This window comes from Rhizobium hidalgonense (assembly GCF_005862185.2).
GTDB classification, from domain to species: domain Bacteria; phylum Pseudomonadota; class Alphaproteobacteria; order Rhizobiales; family Rhizobiaceae; genus Rhizobium; species Rhizobium hidalgonense.
Genome location: NZ_CP054027.1, coordinates 1,798,350 through 1,814,699, shown reverse-complemented (window position 1 = coordinate 1,814,699; position 16,350 = coordinate 1,798,350). Strand labels below are relative to the sequence as shown.

17 protein-coding genes and 1 pseudogene are annotated in these 16,350 nt (G+C 63.3%); 11 read left to right on the top strand and 7 right to left on the bottom strand.

Annotation, left to right across the window (positions count from 1 at the left end; genetic code table 11):
- The first annotated feature begins 9 nt into the window (after window positions 1–9).
- From FFM81_RS08585 to FFM81_RS08555, 7 genes are read left to right on the top strand one after another with little or no spacing between them, the layout of a single operon-like run.
- Window positions 10–1,650 carry a dihydroxyacetone kinase subunit DhaK gene (locus FFM81_RS08585; RefSeq protein ID WP_025416432.1) on the top strand — a complete coding sequence of 547 codons (1,641 nt, stop codon included), beginning with the start codon at window positions 10–12 and terminating at the stop codon, window positions 1,648–1,650.
- Between the two features lie 47 nt (window positions 1,651–1,697).
- Complete coding sequence (gene dhaL, locus FFM81_RS08580) at window positions 1,698–2,315, top strand: dihydroxyacetone kinase subunit DhaL (protein WP_025416433.1); 618 nt, start codon at window positions 1,698–1,700, stop codon at window positions 2,313–2,315.
- A complete protein-coding gene (gene dhaM, locus FFM81_RS08575) occupies window positions 2,315–2,713 on the top strand; it encodes a dihydroxyacetone kinase phosphoryl donor subunit DhaM (protein WP_025416434.1) in 399 nt (132 codons plus the stop codon). The genes dhaL and dhaM overlap by 1 nt, the downstream gene beginning before the upstream one ends.
- Entirely contained in the window at window positions 2,713–3,069 is a 357-nt protein-coding gene (locus tag FFM81_RS08570; protein ID WP_025416435.1) for an HPr family phosphocarrier protein, read from the top strand. Before dhaM ends, FFM81_RS08570 begins: the two co-directional genes overlap by 1 nt.
- Window positions 3,053–4,630: a putative PEP-binding protein gene (locus FFM81_RS08565; RefSeq protein ID WP_003564339.1), complete on the top strand. Its 1,578-nt coding sequence runs from the start codon at window positions 3,053–3,055 to the stop codon at window positions 4,628–4,630. The genes FFM81_RS08570 and FFM81_RS08565 overlap by 17 nt, the downstream gene beginning before the upstream one ends.
- A gap of 1 nt (window position 4,631) precedes the next feature.
- Window positions 4,632–5,042: a hypothetical protein gene (locus tag FFM81_RS08560; RefSeq protein WP_003564341.1), complete on the top strand. Its 411-nt coding sequence runs from the start codon at window positions 4,632–4,634 to the stop codon at window positions 5,040–5,042.
- Between the two features lie 54 nt (window positions 5,043–5,096).
- Complete coding sequence (locus FFM81_RS08555) at window positions 5,097–6,089, top strand: dihydroxyacetone kinase subunit DhaK (protein WP_003564342.1); 993 nt, start codon at window positions 5,097–5,099, stop codon at window positions 6,087–6,089.
- Between the two features lie 16 nt (window positions 6,090–6,105).
- Here FFM81_RS08555 and FFM81_RS08550 read toward each other — a convergent pair.
- Both FFM81_RS08550 and FFM81_RS08545 read right to left on the bottom strand, forming a co-directional pair.
- A pseudogene (locus FFM81_RS08550) lies at window positions 6,106–6,785 on the bottom strand (esterase family protein).
- Window positions 6,786–6,828: 43 nt separating this feature from the next.
- On the bottom strand, window positions 6,829–7,788 hold the full coding sequence (locus FFM81_RS08545; protein ID WP_138384152.1) for an acetylxylan esterase: 960 nt from the start codon (window positions 7,786–7,788) through the stop codon (window positions 6,829–6,831).
- Window positions 7,789–7,944: 156 nt separating this feature from the next.
- Between FFM81_RS08545 and FFM81_RS08540 the strand changes: the two genes are divergently transcribed.
- The gene (locus FFM81_RS08540; protein ID WP_138384151.1) at window positions 7,945–9,291 is read left to right on the top strand and encodes an epoxide hydrolase family protein; all 1,347 of its coding nucleotides are present in this window, start codon (window positions 7,945–7,947) and stop codon (window positions 9,289–9,291) included.
- Window positions 9,292–9,357: 66 nt separating this feature from the next.
- Here FFM81_RS08540 and FFM81_RS08535 read toward each other — a convergent pair whose 3' ends face one another.
- A complete protein-coding gene (locus FFM81_RS08535; protein WP_025416439.1) occupies window positions 9,358–10,134 on the bottom strand; it encodes an alpha/beta fold hydrolase in 777 nt (258 codons plus the stop codon).
- A gap of 724 nt (window positions 10,135–10,858) precedes the next feature.
- On the opposite strand from FFM81_RS08535, the gene FFM81_RS08530 reads away from it, so the two are divergent.
- A complete protein-coding gene (locus FFM81_RS08530) occupies window positions 10,859–11,359 on the top strand; it encodes a MarR family winged helix-turn-helix transcriptional regulator (protein WP_003564353.1) in 501 nt (166 codons plus the stop codon).
- A 26-nt stretch (window positions 11,360–11,385) separates the two neighbouring features.
- The gene (locus FFM81_RS08525) at window positions 11,386–11,802 is read left to right on the top strand and encodes an NUDIX hydrolase (RefSeq protein WP_037091576.1); all 417 of its coding nucleotides are present in this window, start codon (window positions 11,386–11,388) and stop codon (window positions 11,800–11,802) included.
- A 41-nt stretch (window positions 11,803–11,843) separates the two neighbouring features.
- Here FFM81_RS08525 and FFM81_RS08520 read toward each other — a convergent pair whose 3' ends face one another.
- The gene (locus tag FFM81_RS08520) at window positions 11,844–12,890 is read right to left on the bottom strand and encodes a DUF3095 family protein (RefSeq protein WP_128398288.1); all 1,047 of its coding nucleotides are present in this window, start codon (window positions 12,888–12,890) and stop codon (window positions 11,844–11,846) included.
- A 107-nt stretch (window positions 12,891–12,997) separates the two neighbouring features.
- On the bottom strand, window positions 12,998–13,393 hold the full coding sequence (locus tag FFM81_RS08515) for an Ohr family peroxiredoxin (protein WP_003564359.1): 396 nt from the start codon (window positions 13,391–13,393) through the stop codon (window positions 12,998–13,000).
- A 255-nt stretch (window positions 13,394–13,648) separates the two neighbouring features.
- On the opposite strand from FFM81_RS08515, the gene FFM81_RS08510 reads away from it, so the two are divergent.
- Entirely contained in the window at window positions 13,649–14,446 is a 798-nt protein-coding gene (locus tag FFM81_RS08510) for a class I SAM-dependent methyltransferase (RefSeq protein ID WP_003564361.1), read from the top strand.
- Between the two features lie 48 nt (window positions 14,447–14,494).
- Here the strand turns inward: FFM81_RS08510 and FFM81_RS08505 are convergent, their stop codons facing one another.
- Together FFM81_RS08505 and FFM81_RS08500 are read right to left on the bottom strand one after the other, a co-directional pair.
- Window positions 14,495–14,842 carry a CAP-Gly domain-containing protein gene (locus tag FFM81_RS08505; protein WP_003564362.1) on the bottom strand — a complete coding sequence of 116 codons (348 nt, stop codon included), beginning with the start codon at window positions 14,840–14,842 and terminating at the stop codon, window positions 14,495–14,497.
- 135 nt (window positions 14,843–14,977) lie between these two features.
- Window positions 14,978–16,306: an extensin-like domain-containing protein gene (locus FFM81_RS08500; RefSeq protein ID WP_025416442.1), complete on the bottom strand. Its 1,329-nt coding sequence runs from the start codon at window positions 16,304–16,306 to the stop codon at window positions 14,978–14,980.
- Window positions 16,307–16,350: the final 44 nt, after the last annotated feature.

The following is a 16,350-nucleotide window of genomic DNA, read 5'->3' as shown; positions in this document are numbered from 1 at the left end:
TCTCAATCGATGAAACACTTTTTCAACCGCAGAGAAAACATCGTCACCGAAGCTCTGGACGGTCTGCTTCTGACAAGCAGCAACGGCCGTCTTGCCCGCCTCGACAGCTTTCCCGATATCAAGGTGATCCTTCGTGCGGAGTGGGACAAATCGAAGGTGGCGATCATTTCAGGCGGCGGCGCCGGCCATGAGCCCTCCCATGCCGGCTTCGTCGGCAAGGGCATGCTGACAGCGGCCGTATCCGGCGAAATCTTCGCTTCGCCGAGCGTCGATGCTGTGCTCACCGCGATTCGCGCCGTGACCGGGCCGAGCGGTGCCCTGCTCATCGTCAAGAACTACACCGGCGACCGCCTGAACTTCGGCCTCGCCGCCGAAAAGGCGCGCGCCGAGGGCTTCGACGTCGAAATGGTCATCGTCGCCGACGACATCGCCATCCCCGATATCAACCAGCCACGCGGCGTCGCCGGCACGCTGTTCGTCCACAAGATATCAGGCTATCACGCCGAAAAGGGCGAGGACCTGAAGACGGTCGCAGCCCATGCCGCGGCTGCCGCCGGCGACATCGTTTCGCTCGGCATGTCGCTCTCCACCTGCAGCGTGCCCGGCCAAGCGCATGAGGACCGCCTCGGCGCCGACGAGGGCGAACTCGGCCTCGGCATCCATGGCGAGCCGGGCGTCGAGCGCATCACACTGCAGCCGGTCACCGATATCGTCGATACGATGGTGGCGCGCTTGTCGCCGACGCTGCGCGAGGGCGGAAGCCATGCCCTCCTCATCAACAATCTCGGCGCCGTGCCGCCGCTCGAAATGACCGTCATCGCCAAGACGGTGCTGTCCTCTGCCCTCGCCAAGCGCGTCCGGCTCATCATCGGCCCTGCGCCGATGATGACGGCGCTCAACATGAACGGCTTCTCGCTGTCGCTGATGCGGCTGGATGCAGGCCGCGAAGCAGCGCTGACGGCAGCCGTCGAGCCGCATGCCTGGATGCCGGCCATCGAACGCCACGAGATCCGGATCATCGCCGCGCCGAGGACGGCGGCGGGATTGAACGGCACAGCCGAAGCGGGAGAAAACCTCCGCAACCGGCGACTGATCACGGCGCTCTGCGAGCATCTGATCTCGCAGGAAAGCGAACTCAACCGGCTGGACGGCCGCGTCGGCGACGGCGATACCGGCTCGACCGTGGCAACAGGCGCGCGCAGCGTGCTTGCCCGTCTCGATGAGCTGCCGCTCGACCGGCCGGCGGCAACGCTCGCCTCGCTCGGCGATATCCTCGGCACAAGCATGGGCGGATCGAGCGGCGTGCTGCTGTCGATCTTCTTCACCGCAGCGGCCAAGGCGATGGCCGATAAGGCCGATATATCGGCCGCACTTCTTGCCGGGCTGGACAGGATGACGTTCTATGGCGGGGCCGCGGTCGGCGATCGGACCATGGTCGATGCGCTGTCGCCCGCCCTGCAGGCGCTCGCATCGGGTGATGTCGCCGCGGCCGCAAGGGCTGCGGCATCAGGCGCGGAGTCGACGAAGACGATGATGAAGGCGAGAGCCGGGCGCGCCTCCTATGTAGGCGAAAGGGATCTGGCGGGTGTCGCCGATCCCGGCGCAGTCGCGGTTGCCGCGGCGTTCGGCGTGGTGGCAAGCCTGGCCTGAACGGCGTAAAGTTCGAGAGCCGCGCAGGAGGCGCAGCGACAGGGAGGATGGCAGTGCAGGCGGAACCGGTGCTAGTGGCGGGATTGATCGAAGTGTGCCGCGCGACGATCGCGGAAAACAGCGACCACCTCTGCGCGCTTGATCGCGCCATCGGTGACGGCGATCACGGAACCAACATGCGGCGCGGCTGCGAAGCCGTCAGCGCTGAAGGTAAAAGCCTGTCCAGCCTTCCCTTCCCCGAGGCCGTGGAAAAGATCGGTTTGACGCTGGTGATGAGTGTCGGCGGTGCTGCCGGCCCGCTCTACGGCACATTGCTAATGGAGATCGGCCGCGAACTCCGCAAAAGTGAGGAAAAGGCCGATTTTTCGCTGGTGCTGAAACAGGCGATCGATGCTGTAGCAAGGCGCGGCCGGGCGCATGCCGGCGACAAGACGCTGCTCGACGTGCTCTATCCCGTCCATGCCGCGCTGGCGAAGCGGTCTCCACTCGGTGACATCGCCCGCAAGGCCGAACGCTCCGCCAGCCGCACGGCCGATATGAAGGCGATGCGCGGGCGCGCCGCCTATCTCGGAGACCGTTCGATCGGCCATGTCGATCCCGGCGCTTCGAGCTGCGCGCTGCTGACCACGGCGATCTGCCGCTATCTCGGGGAGAATCGTCCGTAATGAATGGAAAGACCGCAAATGTGGGTATCGTGATCGTCTCCCACTCACCCCTGGTGGCAAGGGGTATCGCCGACATGGTGCGGCAGATGGTTGGTGACTGCGTGCCGCTCGCCTGGTCGGGCGGCAATGCCCATGGCGAACTCGGCACCGATGCCAGCGGCATTCTGAGAGCGATCGAGGCGGCTTGGTCCGATACCGGCGTCGCCGTCTTCGTCGATCTAGGCGGCGCAGAAACCAACAGCGAGATGGCGATCGAAATGCTGGGCCTTCCCCGCTCGGCCCTCGTCTCCATCTGCAACGCGCCGCTGGTCGAAGGCGCCGTCATCGCCGCTGCCGAAGCGTCGGGGGGCGCGTCGCTGGCCAAGGTCGTCGCCACAGCCGAGGAACTGTCCCCCTGATGACGAGCCGATTGCGCAGTGAAAAACAGGAGCCCGGTCCATTGCCCGAGCCATTTAAGGTGAACTGCCAGACGGAGGTGGAAGTCAAGCACGGCGTCGGGCTGCACGCTCGCCCCTCCGTCACCTTCACGCGGCTTGCCAAGTCCTTCCCCTGTTCGATCGAGATCGCCGTCAACGGCAGCGATGTCTGGCTGAACGGCAAGAGCATCATCAAGATCATGGGCGCTAAAATCCGCAAGGGATCGATCCTCCGGATCCGCGCCGACGGCATTCTCGCCGAAGAGGCGATCCGCGCGCTGAAGGAACTCATCGAGCGCAACTTCGATGAGGAAAAGAAACATGGCCGAACCGCTTAGACTGAAGGCAAAGAGCGCATCCCCGGGAATCGCGTCCGGCCCGGCCTTTCTGGCCGAGCGACCGGGCGCTGCTCCTGCGCCCAAAACTGCCGGCGGATACGGCGCGCTGGAGATGGCGATCGACATCTCGATCGGCGAGCTCGAGCGCCTTGCCGAGGGGGCCGATCCCGAAAGCCGCGATATCATCGATTTCCAAATCGAGGTGCTGCGCGATCCGTCGATCGCCGAAGCGACCGGCGCGCGCGTCGAAGTCGACGAGAACGTCGTCTTTGCCTGGGTCGCTACCCTTGACGCCTATATCGGTGAACTCGAAACGGCCGACGAAGAGCAGATGCGGGCGCGCGCCGTCGATATTCTCGATATCAAGAACCGTGTGCTCGGAGCCCTCGCCGGCACCCCGATCGCCGACTTCCCGCCCGGCTCCGTCTTTGTCGGCAAGGACATGGAGCCGAGCCGCTTTCTCGCCCATGACTGGTCGAAAGGCGGCGGCATCGCGCTATTTTCTGGCAGCACCGCCGGCCATGTCGCCCTGCTGGCTCGGGCGAAGGCGGTGCCGATGGTGGTCGGCACGGGCCGCTTTTCGGCCGAAGACGGAGATCCTGTTCGCGTCGACGGCGATGCCGGCGCGGTCGTCCTACAGGCTGGCAGAATGCTGATCCCGCCTCTGGTTCCCACACAAGCGCCTGCCGGCGACACGCAAATCGAAAGCGGCGAACTGCGCACGGCGGACGGTGTGCCGATCCTCATCTCCATCAACATTAACGATCCCGCGGAGATCGACTCGCTCGATCCGGCAACGGCAGGCGTCGGCCTGATGCGCTCGGAATTTTCGATCGCCTCGATCGCCGATGCCGCCAATGAGGAGCGGCAGCTGGCCATCTATCGCCGCGTGCTGGAACAGGCCGGGGAGAAGCCAGTAATTATCCGCATGCTCGATATCGGCGGCGACAAGCCGCTCGTCGGCCTGGAAGACCTGCCGGCTCTGGATTCGGGCCTGCGCGGCACCCGGCTGCTGCTTGCCCGTCCGGAAATCGCCCGCGTCCAGGCGCGCGCCCTACTGCGCGCCGCCGCCTTCGGCGGGCTTTCGGTGATGCTGCCGATGGTGACCTTTCCAGATGAGATCGACAGGATGCGCGAAATATTCCGCGAGGAAGCCGAAAAGCTCGGCCGCCGTTCCCTGCTCCACCGGATGCCGCCGATCGGCATGATGGTGGAGGTGCCGGCAGCCGCATTGATGCTCGACACTTTTGGATCTGCCGCGTTCTTCTCGTTCGGAACCAACGATCTCACCCAATATCTTGCCGCAACGGCCCGCGACGATCTCGAAGCCGATGCCGGCAAAACGGCACCCGCCGTGCTCCGGCTGATTGCCCAGGCGGTGAAACTTGCGGCCGGGAAGCCCGTCAGCATCTGCGGCGACATGGCCGGCGACCCGCATTATCTGCCGGGGCTGCTCGCCGCCGGTCTCAGGCATTTTTCCGTGGCGCCGGCCCGACGTCCCGCGATAAGATCGGCGATCACAGGCTTCAACGCCGATGGCACCAGGGCAGCCGGAGAATAGGATGGCGCGCGAAGATACCGAAGACGCCATTATCGCCTACAAGTCCATTCTGGCGCAGATCATCGACAACAGGCCCTCGGGTACGCGCCAGCGCCTGGCGACGGCGCTTGGTAAACACCGCAGCTTCGTCACCCAGATCACCAGCCCGACCTATGCGACGCCGCTGCCGGCGCGTCATCTCGCCACGATCGTCCGCGTCTGCCATTTCAACGCCTCAGAACAGGAGCGTTTTCTCGAAGCTTACCAGGTCGCTCATCCCGGCAAGCTGCCGGACCTCGGCCATTCCGAGAAATTGCGGCACCTGTCGCTGATGGTACCGGATTTCGGCGACGACAGGAAAAACCGGCTGCTGGAGGAAGCGATCTCCGATCTGGTGCAGAAAATCGTCGCGATTTCAGGCGGATCGGAATGAACGGCAAGCTGAAGATTGACGTAACGTAATGACTTTGGCCTTGGGAGAGGCTTGATGAAGAAGTTCATGAACACTGCGGAAACCATGGTGACCGAGAGCGTCGAAGGCTTCGTGCGCGCCCATGAGGCTTTCGTGGTGTTCGGGCCAGAACGCAAATGCATCCGCCGCCGCCATCTTACCCCTGACAAGGTGGCACTCATCTCCGGCGGCGGCGCCGGCCACGAACCGATGCATATCGGCTTCGTCGGCCACGGCATGCTGGATGCCGCCTGTGTCGGCCATATCTTCACCTCGCCGACGCCGAGCCAGATCATTGCTGCAATCGAAGAGACCGATACCGGCGCGGGCTGCCTGCTCGTCGTCAAGAACTATGACGGCGACCTGATGAATTTTGAAATGGCGATCGAGATGGCCGGCGACCGCCACAGCCTCGGCATGGTCGTCGTCAGCGACGATATCGAGACGTCGAGAACAGGCGAAGGCCGCGGCCGGCGCGGCGTCGCCGGAACGCTGATCGTCGAAAAGATCCTCGGCGCGGCCGCCGAACGCGGCATGTCGCTTGTCGAATTGAAAGGGCTCGGCGAAGGATTGAACGGGCGGATCCGCTCGATGGGCGTCGCGTTGAACGGCGTGACGGTGCCGCAGACCGAGCGCCCGACGTTTTCGCTCGGACCCGACGAGATGGAAATGGGCGTCGGCATCCATGGCGAGCCCGGCCATGCCAGGCAGCCCTTCGCAGCCTCCGACGCTATCATCGGCCATCTTTGCGAGACCATCACCAATGACATCGCGGCAGCGCCGGGCGCCAGGGCGCTGCTCTTCATCAACGGTCTCGGAGGCACCCCGCCCGCCGAACTCTATCTCGCCTATAACGGCGCCCGCCGCTTCATCGAGGAGAGCGGCATCCCGATCGAGCGTTCTCTTGTTGGAACCTACGTCACCTCGCTCGACATGCAGGGACTGTCCGTTACCCTGGCCTTACTGACTGACCAGGAGATCGCCCTCTGGGACGCGCCGGTGGCGACAGCGGCATTGCATTGGCCTTGACCCCTGTCCAAGGGCCTCAGAGATAAAGCGCCGCCATCTTCCGCCAGGCGCCGGCGCGGTGGGCGCGGCCACCCCGGACATGCAGTTGATGGCCGACATTTTTCTCGGCGAGCAGCCGGCTGAGATAGCGGTTGTTGTCGAGGAAAGGGTCGGCATCGCCGATGGTGAGAACGATGTCGAGCGAACGCAGCTTCTCGAGCCGCCAGTCGCTGCCGAGACCGGGCAGAAAATGCGTCGGTGTGTGGAAATAGACGCTGTCGTCGTAATAGCCGTCGAACAGGTCGCCGAAGGATTCCACCTTCATCGTCAGGTCGTAGCGCCCGGAAAAGGCGACGAGTTTTCGGAAGAGATGCGGATGGCGAAAAGCAAGGCTCGCCGCCTCGAAGGCGCCGAGGCTGCATCCGTGCACGATGGTGCAGTCATGCGGATTCTTCGCCGCCATCAGCGGCAGAACTTCGTTGAGGATATAATCCTCGAGCGCAGCATGCCGGCGGATGCGATCGGCCGGATGGCGGTGGAAACCATAGAGGCTCTCGGCCGCCAGTCCCTCGATGCAATAGAGCTGGAGATGGCCGGCCTGCAGCTTGTTGCAAGGGTCGCGACCAGGCCGAGCTGTTCATACTCGAAGAAGTGTCCGTCCCGCGTCGGAAATACCAGCACCTTTGCGCCGCCATGGCCGAACACCAGCATCTCCATGTCCCGATGCAGCCGCTGACTGTACCAGCTGAAATATTCGCGATCATGGCACCCTGAAAAACTGTCCGATCTTGTCGCGGAGAACCGCCTCTTGTTCAGCGCTGCCAGGGTAGTCGAAATGCCCGGCATCCAGGATGAAGATTTCACTATATTTCGGCATCGCATTTGCGACAGCAAACTGGCAGGGTGGCGCGACGGCAGAGTCGAACAGCGCGACGGCCGTCAGCATCGGTACCTTGATACGGCAACCGGCCGTTGCCGCATCATAGAGCCGCAGCGTCTTGAGCACGTCTCCATGTTCTGCCTGATATTCCTGCACTGATTGCGCGCTGCCGACGCTCGGCAGCGTCAGCCGCAGCGGCTGCTGCCCGAAGCTCGGGAGCGCCAGATGGCCGCGATCGATGCGCTGGTCGTAGGCGATCGCCATCGCCCCGACGCCGCCGCCGAAGCTGATGCCGCTATAGCCGATATGTCCTGTGAGCCAGGGGTAGAGTGTTTCAAGCGTCGAGACGGCAAGCCAGGTATCCTCGACGCAGCCGCCGATGATATAGGAGTCCCGCTTGTCGATATCGTGCAGCACATGCCAGGAGGGATTCTGAGAAATCGCCGGATCGGCGCTGAGCGACAGCCCGCGGCAGCAGAGAAAGAGTAACGCCGTTTCCGTAACCGGCAGGTCGAAATCAGGCCGGTCCCGCCCGCCGTAACCATGCCCGACGACCAGACCGCGCCGCACCTTCCCCTCGCGCGGCAGCAGCAGCCAGCCGCCGATCCGGAATTGGCCGGTCGAGAAATAAACGAGATCGAGCACGTGCCAGTTGGGATGGGTGAGCTCACTGCGGGAAAGCGCCGGCTGCGGATCGACCGTCAGCGCGTTGAGATAACGCGCCTTCCAGAATTCGTCGAAACCATCAGGCTCCTCGGGCGGCTTAACCGCGAGAAGCTCTTCGAGCTGCATGCCGTAGGTCGGATCGAAGGCGAAGGGATGGGTCTTGGGAACGCTCATCCGGGATTAGTCGCGTGAAAGGGCCGGCCGCGCAAGGCTATGCCGATGAAAACACCGCACCGTATATTCGCTGAAGGGCCGCGTCTGCGCCCATGTTATCCTGACGGCGGCCGTTGCAGCCTTCTCCAGGGCGCCGGCCTCAAAGGAGACAATGCCATGACCACGATCGTCAAAATGCGTAACAGCGCAGGCTCGGCATCCGTAAACCTCGACAGACGCAAGTTCTTGACTGTTACGGCGATAGGGATCGCCGCAACCGGCGCGGCCGGTCTCTTGCCCTCCCCTTCGGCATCGGCTGCGACCAGCGATGAGATCCGTCCGTTCCGCGTCGATATTCCCGAGGCAGACCTCGTCGACCTTCGCCGGCGCGTGCTGGCGACACGCTGGCCCGAAGGCGAGACGGTCGACGACCAGTCGCAGGGCATAAAGCTCGAAAAGATCAGGCCGCTCGTCGCCTATTGGGGCAAGGGCTACGACTGGCGCAAAGCCGAAGCGAAGCTGAACGCCCTGCCGCAATTCATCACCGAGATCGACGGCCTCGAAATCCACTTCATTCACATCCGCTCGAAGGAGCCCAACGCACTGCCCGTCATCATCACCCATGGCTGGCCGGGATCGGTGTTCGAAAACCTGAAGATCATCGGCCCGCTGACGGACCCCACAGGTCATGGCGGCCGCGCGGAGGATGCCTTCGACGTGGTCATTCCGTCGATGCCGGGCTTCGGCTTCTCCGGCAAACCGACCGGCACCGGCTGGGGCACGGACCGCATCGCGCGGGCCTGGGCCGAGCTGATGAAACGCCTCGGCTATACCAGTTACGTCGCCCAGGGCGGCGACTGGGGCTCGCCCGTCGCCAGCGCCATGGCGCGGCTTGCGCCACAAGGCCTGCTCGGCATCCACATCAACCTGCCGGCGGTCGTACCGCCCGAGATCGCCGCGGTGCTCGCGGTGAACGGACCGGCGCCGGAGGGGCTTTCCGAGAAGGAACGCGCGACGTTCGACATGCTTGCTGCCGGCGCCAAGATGGGGAGCAGGTCCTATGCCACGATGATGGGCACGCGGCCGCAGACGATCGGCTACGCCATATCGGATTCGCCTGCCGGCCTTGCCGCATGGATGCTCGGCCATCCCGGCTTCGCGAACTGGACCTACGACGACAGCGATCCGGAAAAGTCTCCCGACGAGGTGCTGGATGACGTGACACTCTACTGGCTGACCGACAGCGCCGCCTCTTCGGCGCGGATCTACTGGGAATATGGCGGCGGCCGTAGTCCCGTCCTTGCGGCAGGCGAGATGACCGACCAGATCGGGCTGCCGGTCGCCATCACAGTCTTTCCGGGCGAGATCTACCAGGCCCCGGAGACCTGGGCCCGGCGCGCCTACCGTAACTTGAGGTACTTCCACGAGGTCGACAAGGGCGGCCACTTCGCCGCCTGGGAGCAACCGGAACTCTTCTCCACCGAACTCCGAGCCGCCTTCAAGCCACTGCGGAAACCGGCATGAGATGAGGATGCTGACTGCGTCTCGAGGCGGTCGACCGCTCGGCATGACCGCCTCGCCGACCAAGCATCAGTCCGTATTCTGCCCCGCTGCCTCGAGGATCAGCCGGGTGATTTCGTCGGGGTGGGAGATCAGCGACAGGTGGCTGGCCTTCACTTCGATGGTCTTTGCCCCCATACGCTTGGCCATGAAACGTTCCAGGTCGGGATTGATCGTCCGGTCCTCGGTTGAGACGGCATACCAGCTCGGCTTCGAGCGCCAGGCGGCCTGCGTGGTCTTGCCTGTCAACAGCGCCTTTTGGAACGGTTGCTGCACAGCATAGAGCACCTTGGCCTTCGCCTCCGGCAGGTCGCCGGCGAAATCGCGCAGGAAGGCCTCTTCGCTCAGCCGTCCCTCGTCGCCGTCGAAGACGATGCCGGCCGATGCCGGTGGCGTCGGGAAGGTCTTGGCGAGCGCGGTATAGTCCTCGCTGGCATCCGGCGCGCGGGCCGCGACATAGACGAGCGCCGAAACGCTGGGATGCACGCCCGCCTCGGTGACGAGCATGCCGGAAAAGGAATGTCCGACCAGAACCGTCGGTCCATCCTGCCGGTCAAGTACGCGGGTTACCGAAGCGACGGCCTCGGGCAATGTCGTCAGCGGGTTCTGCACCGCCGTCGCGTTCAGTCCGGCCGCCTGCAGCCGCGCGATCACCTCGGTCCAGCACGAGCCGTCGGCAAAAAGCCCGTGGGCCAGCACAACATTGCGCGCTTTGACGGCAGCGGCTGTCGCAGCCATGCTGCGGGTGGAGAGAAGAGTGGCACTGGCAACGAGGGCCGCCGAGAAAGCTCGTCTGTTCATCATCATGATCTGATTTCCTTACGAGTGGAGAGCGTTGAAGGATCGAAAGCATGTTGGCTGGCGACCGGAGATCCGGCGCCGCTAAAAATCGGTTGGTCTTTGATGCTCTGTCGAGGCGCTCATGCCGTCCGGCGCGAGGCGCTGGCCTCGTCGCTTCACGTGAGTTCCCATGCATATTCCATTTCGGCATTTGAAGCGGCTTGCCGATGCGAAAGCCTGCTTGCTGGAGATATATGTATTCCCAATATGCAGAAAGTCACCTCGCTCACCCACTTCATCGAAGCCGGCAGGCGGGCGCTTAATATTCTTACGGCACGGGGCGGAAATTGGGGCTTTGGCGGTGGTCGGGCTCAAAGCAACGTCCAGCCAAGCAGAGGGAGGAAATATTCCACAGCGCTCCGCTCACTCGTTCCTCGCGTAACGTCCCTTCGTAACTCATCTGATCGTAGCCTCAAAAGATGCGGGTAGAAAAGATGCAGCCCGCTCCCCACCCTCCGTCATTCCTGTGCTCGTCACAGGATCCCGCCACCGCGCGTCCGCCGGCTCCTGGTATTCGGTAAGGCCGATACGACGGAGAAGTTCGGTTAATCCGTAGGACGCCGACGCCGGCCGCCGCTCCGGAAGCTGCGGCGACGGCCGGACACGCTGTTAGAAAGCAGCCGGATAAACATTGCGATTTAATCGGATGCGATGTATATATTGCTAGCCAATCAGAGCGTTGAGGATTCCCATGCCCACCTCCAAAACCGCGAAACAACCCGAGACGCCTTCGCCCAACGCCCCGGGCGCCGACGGCCGTAAGCTTTCGAACTTCCTGTGCTTCGCGGTCTATTCGGCCAACCTCGCCTTCGGCCGCGCCTACAAGCCGGTCCTGGACGCGCTCGGCCTGACCTATACCCAATATATCGCACTGGTCGCCCTCTCCGAAGGAGACGACCAGACGGTCAGCATGCTGGGGGAAAAGCTGTTCCTCGAATCCAATACGCTGACGCCGATCCTCAAGAAGCTGGAGTCGGTCGGCTATCTCACGCGCCATCGCGATCCCGCCGATGAACGGCAGGTCCGCGTGAGCCTGACGCCGGCCGGGCGCAATCTCCTCCTCGACGTTGACCCCAACGGCACACTGATTGCCGCTACCGGCCTCGGTGACGATTTCCCCGTCGTACAGAAGTCGGTGACGCGGCTGCGCGACAATCTGCTGCAGGCGCAGGCCGAACCGGAAAAGTCATGATCGCGGCACATTCGGCACTTGGTGACATGCCCGAAATCGCAATCGGCGCCTTGATTGGGAATGGCAGCGTTCTTCTTGCCAGGCGAAGTTCCGAGCGCAGGACGCATCCGGATCGGTGGAGCCTGCCGGGCGGCCATGTTGAGAGCGGCGAAGACGCCGAGGCGGCGATGCGCCGGGAATTGCTGGAAGAAATCGGCGTGACGCCGCAGCGCTGGCTGTTTGCAGGTAAATTCATTTCAGAAAGCCCGCCCGGGGCATCCGCCATCTTCCATGTCTATCACGTCGACCAATGGCGCGGTATCCCCAAGCTCGTCGCTGATGAACACACCGCGCTGAGATGGTTTACCGCCGCGGAAATAGCATGCGAGACCGAGCTGGCGCCGCCTCAGCTCGTTGAAATGCTCCTAAACCTGCTCAGGCGGGAAACGAGCCAACAGACATAATGACACGGAATAGGCCTGGCTGAGACGACCCCCGCCCCAGCCTACAACGCCAACGGCCGGACCATTTCCGCAAGCGCGCCCTCCTCCATCATCTCGGCCGCCTTGGCATACCCGCCCCCCATTCCATCGAGGAAATGCAGGTGCGAATCCGGCCGCCCCGATGGCACGAGGCAAGTCATCAGCGCATGCGATTGTCGGTGCAGACCGAAATCGATTTCGCCGCGCGCCCGTGCCGCAATGAGGATGGCTTCGACGCTGTCGATCTCCTCCTCCGTGCAGTCCAGCGTCAGGCGCAGGCCGTCATCGAACTTGCGAAAATCCGAGTTGGAGGCGACCTCCGACCAGCGTTGCGCATCGACATGCTTCGCATTGCCCCTCGCCATAGCGGTAATTCCGGATAGCGGATGAGACCCGCGCGGCGCGGCATCGAAGACGGCAAGCACGCGCTTCGCCAGGGCGGCAAAAACCTCAGGACGCACGTGATCGCGAGGTTCGACCAACAGCGACAGGATCTTGCCGCGCTGGCTCGGGAAAGGCGCCCAGTCGCAGCTCAAGCCCGTCAGGTCAGGCTTCATCGCATAACGGCCGGGCTTCACCAGAAAGCGGCCCTTCTTGATCTGCTGCTCTGCCCATTTGAGCCCGCCCCCGGCAAACATCGCATAGGTCGCGCTCTCGGAAGCGGCATAGCGCGCGATCTTGACGTCGTGCCCATTGGTCCGGACTTCGCTGACGGCAACGAGCCCGACACGCAGGTCGAGATGAAGATCGGCTTTGGCAAAGCCCGCGACATCACGCAAGGCTGATGTCGCGGCCATGATGCCTTTTGCCGGCAAGGCGAAGGCTGCTCCGTCGCCGCGAAACACGAAGGGAAAATCGAACGAACCCCAGGCATTACCAAGAGCGGCGATGATCGATGCGCCGGCATAATTGACGTCTTCGTAGCGCCCCGATCGGATCGCCGCAGTCGAGCTGACGACGTCGGTGATGCCGATCAGCCAATCGTCAGGCAACGGCTCATAGACATCGGGATCGAGCACAAGCGAAAACTCGTCATAGGCCCGGCGCTGTCCCGCGCGGCTATTGATCATGGCATGTTCTCCGGATCGATAGGTTTGGCTGCTGGCTCAGAAAGGGGTCTGCCGCCGACCGGCAGACCCCCGCTTGAAGATGACGGCGCGAGGCCGGCCCTTCCCGTTCAGACAAGCTTGGTTTCGATGTCGATATTGCCATGGACCGCCTTGGAGTAAGGGCAGATGCCATGGGCCGCCTCGATCAGTTCCTGTGCGATCTCGCGATCGATGTCGGCCAGGCTGACATTGAGCCGCGCACGCAGGAAGTATGAGCCGTTATCGCCGTTGAGCGTAATCTCGGCGTCGACCTCGGGACCGGCTGGCAGCGCGATCTTCCGTTGCGCGGCAGCAAGTTCGATAGCCCCGATATAACAGGCTGACCAGGCGGCGCCGAACAGGTTTTCGGCGGCCGGATGCGGCTGCGGCAGCTTGATGTCGAGCGTGCCGTCGCTGCTGCGTGCATAGCCGTTGCGGCCGCCAGCGATATGGGTCTTGCCGGTGAAAAGAAGCTTCTCAGTCATTGTCGTATCCTCTCGGTTGATGTCTATAGCGCGTCCGATTAAATCGGTTGCGCGTTAATACTTCGAGCTAAGGTCGATGTCAACAACATTCCGATTTAATCGGATGCGATTTATTTTTCTCACAGAAGGAGAACCGAGATGAGCCGTGCGGGGAGCTCGACTGGTTGCGCATAGTCACATCTTGTCCAGGAACGAGGCCGTCTATAGGCTCTGCCTTAAGGCGCCGGGGCTTCACGAAGAAGGCGGAGAATTGAGATGTCCTCCATAACCGAAGGCAACGCCGTTCAGTATGGCGACAGCCGCAAGCTCGCCGCCCGCGCCAGGTTGCATACCGAATATACCATCGCCGAAACCGGCTGGTTTCCCTGGGTCGCCGCGCAGTTGCCCCTGAAACCCGGAGATCGCATCCTCGATGTCGGCTGCGGGCCGGCATGGTTCTGGGCGGCAACGGCAGCTCTTCTGCCGGAGGATCTGCAGCTGACGCTCGCCGACCTTTCGCCAGGCATGGTTGATGAGGCAGTGGCGCGCTGCAGTGCACTGCCCTTTGGCTCCGTTCGCGGCTGCCGGGCTGATGCCGCCGCACTTCCCTTCGAAGACGGCGTCTTCGATCTCGTGATCGCCATGCATATGCTCTATCACCTGCCGGACCCGGCCGCCGGCATCGCGGAGATGGCAAGGGTGCTGAAACCGGGCGGCTTTCTGGCGGTTACCACCAACGGCATCGGCAACATGCGCGAGATCTATCGCCTGACGACCGTCTTCGGCAGCGCAGCGACCGATCCGGCCGGCGACGCCTTTGGATATGACGCCGCCGAGCAAGTGATGCGGTCGCAATTCGGAAACGTCGCCATGTCGCAGTATCCGGCAAGCATGCGGATCACCGAGCCGGAGGATGTCTTCCTGGCCCTCACCTCTTATCCGCCCGGCGAAGGCGCCGGCGAGCCTCAGCTCGCCCGCTTCCGCCAAGCGATCGCCGATGCCTTCAGGCAAGGCAGCGGCGCGCTCGATGTCAGCAAGGAGACCGGTCTGTTCCTTAGCAGGAAGGCAGGCTGATCGGATCACCGGCTTTTGGAATCGCGACCGGACGAGGCAGAGCGGCGCTCAGACCTTCTCTTTCTTCTTGACCTTTTGCTTCGGTTCGACGGGCGCATCGGGCGTCGGGGCAAGCAGTTTGCGCAGCGATGCAATCTTGTCCTTCACCAGCGGCCGGAAGCGCGTCGCGCGATAGGGCATGTCGGCCGCACCGTAACCTTCCGGTCCGTCGTCATTGCCGCGGTGGATTTCCGCGAGCTTCACCCCGATGAAGGTGCCGTCGACATAATGGGTATATTCGCCCACCCAGCGGATCGTATAGATCTCGCCTTTGCGAATGAGCTGGTCGATGCTGACATGTTTGAAGGTATCGTTGATGCAGACGACCTTCTGGCCGACATGAAAATCATAGCTCATGGATCCAACTCTCGAACGGCAATCCGCCCCGGCGATCTATAGCGCGCTGGGCGGCCAGGATGAACCATTTTCTGCCAGCAGGCCCGTTTACAGCGACAACAGCCGCCCCGCGCCGCACGGTTCAGTGAAAACGCATCAGTCGCAATAGACCTTGCCGCTCTTGCGGGAGCGAAGATCGAAATGGAAATGGTTCCAGTGCTCCGGGTTGCTGCCGGGGCCGAGGACCGTATTGAAATAGCGGCAGCTGTCGGTGCGCACCGCCTTCAGCAGCCGGCCCTCGCGCAGCGAGAACAGGCCCTTCTTGCGCACGTCGATCTCGTGGCCGTTCTTCAGCACGAACTTGCCGACGTCGATGGCGTTGCCATGGGCGTGTTCCGACATCGGATTATATCTCTGCCGGCTGTTGTTCATGCGCCGGCAGGAATAACCACCGAGCGGCTGGATCGTCCTGATGCCGCTCCAGTAGCGGTAGCGGGCAGACGGCGCCAGCTCGTTCTTCACCCATTTGGCGAAGGCGAGCGTCACCTGGCAGTTCAGCGTCACGGCGGGGCTGACGCCGATATTGCCGGAAAGCCCCTTCAGCGACACTGGATAGGGCACCTGGCAGGCCGGCCCGTTCGAGATCGGCGGCTTGTCGTCGAAGAGTACGCCCATGCGCTTCAGCTCGCGCCGGCAGGCGAGCTCGGAGGCCGGCATGACGCTCGGGTCGAGCGGCACCGCCGGTTCGCTCATCATCGGGTTGTTCGGCTTGAGCATCGCGACCTCTTCGCTTTCGTCCTCTTCGGGAACGCGGGAGGGCGCCACGACAGGGCTGCCGTCATTCCAGGCGGGCGCCCGGCTCATCTGCGTCTGCGCTGCCGGTTGCGGCATCGAAGCCTGCCTGGCCTGGCGCATGGGCTGATTGATCTGAGCCGGATTGTCGGTGCCGATGCCGTCGACAACAGGCTCGCTGGCATTGCCCTCGGCGATCTGCTGCTGTTGCTCCTGTGCCAGCCCGACAACTGGCTCGGCCCCGAGTTCGTCATCCATGTTGACGCCACCGGAAGGGATCGTAAGGTTTTGCGTACCACCCCAATTGCCGTTCGGCTGGCCTGCGGCCAGCGCCTCGTCGCTGTCGATCATCGGCAGTCGGCGGCCTTGGGTTGCCGGGGCACGCAACGTCTGCGGCGCCTGTGCCGTGTGACCGGCGCCGGCAAGATTCGGCGTATCGAGGTAATCGACGGACCCCTGGCTATTGCCGACGGGTGCGCTGGAAACGGGATAGGAGGCCTGGCTTTCCACCGGCGCCATGCGCACCGCAGGCGCCATACGCGCCGCTCCCCGTGCCGGCGAGATCGAACTGACCCTGGTGCCGCTGTCGACATTGGCCGGCGGCACCAGCCCATCACTGATCGAACAGGTCGTCAGCGCCGCCGAGAGCAATAGGGGCAAAAGGGATCGCCGAGGAAAGGAAACAAACGCCATACTCTTATCGCTTCCGCAGGCCGACTGGGCAGTGACAGAAAAAA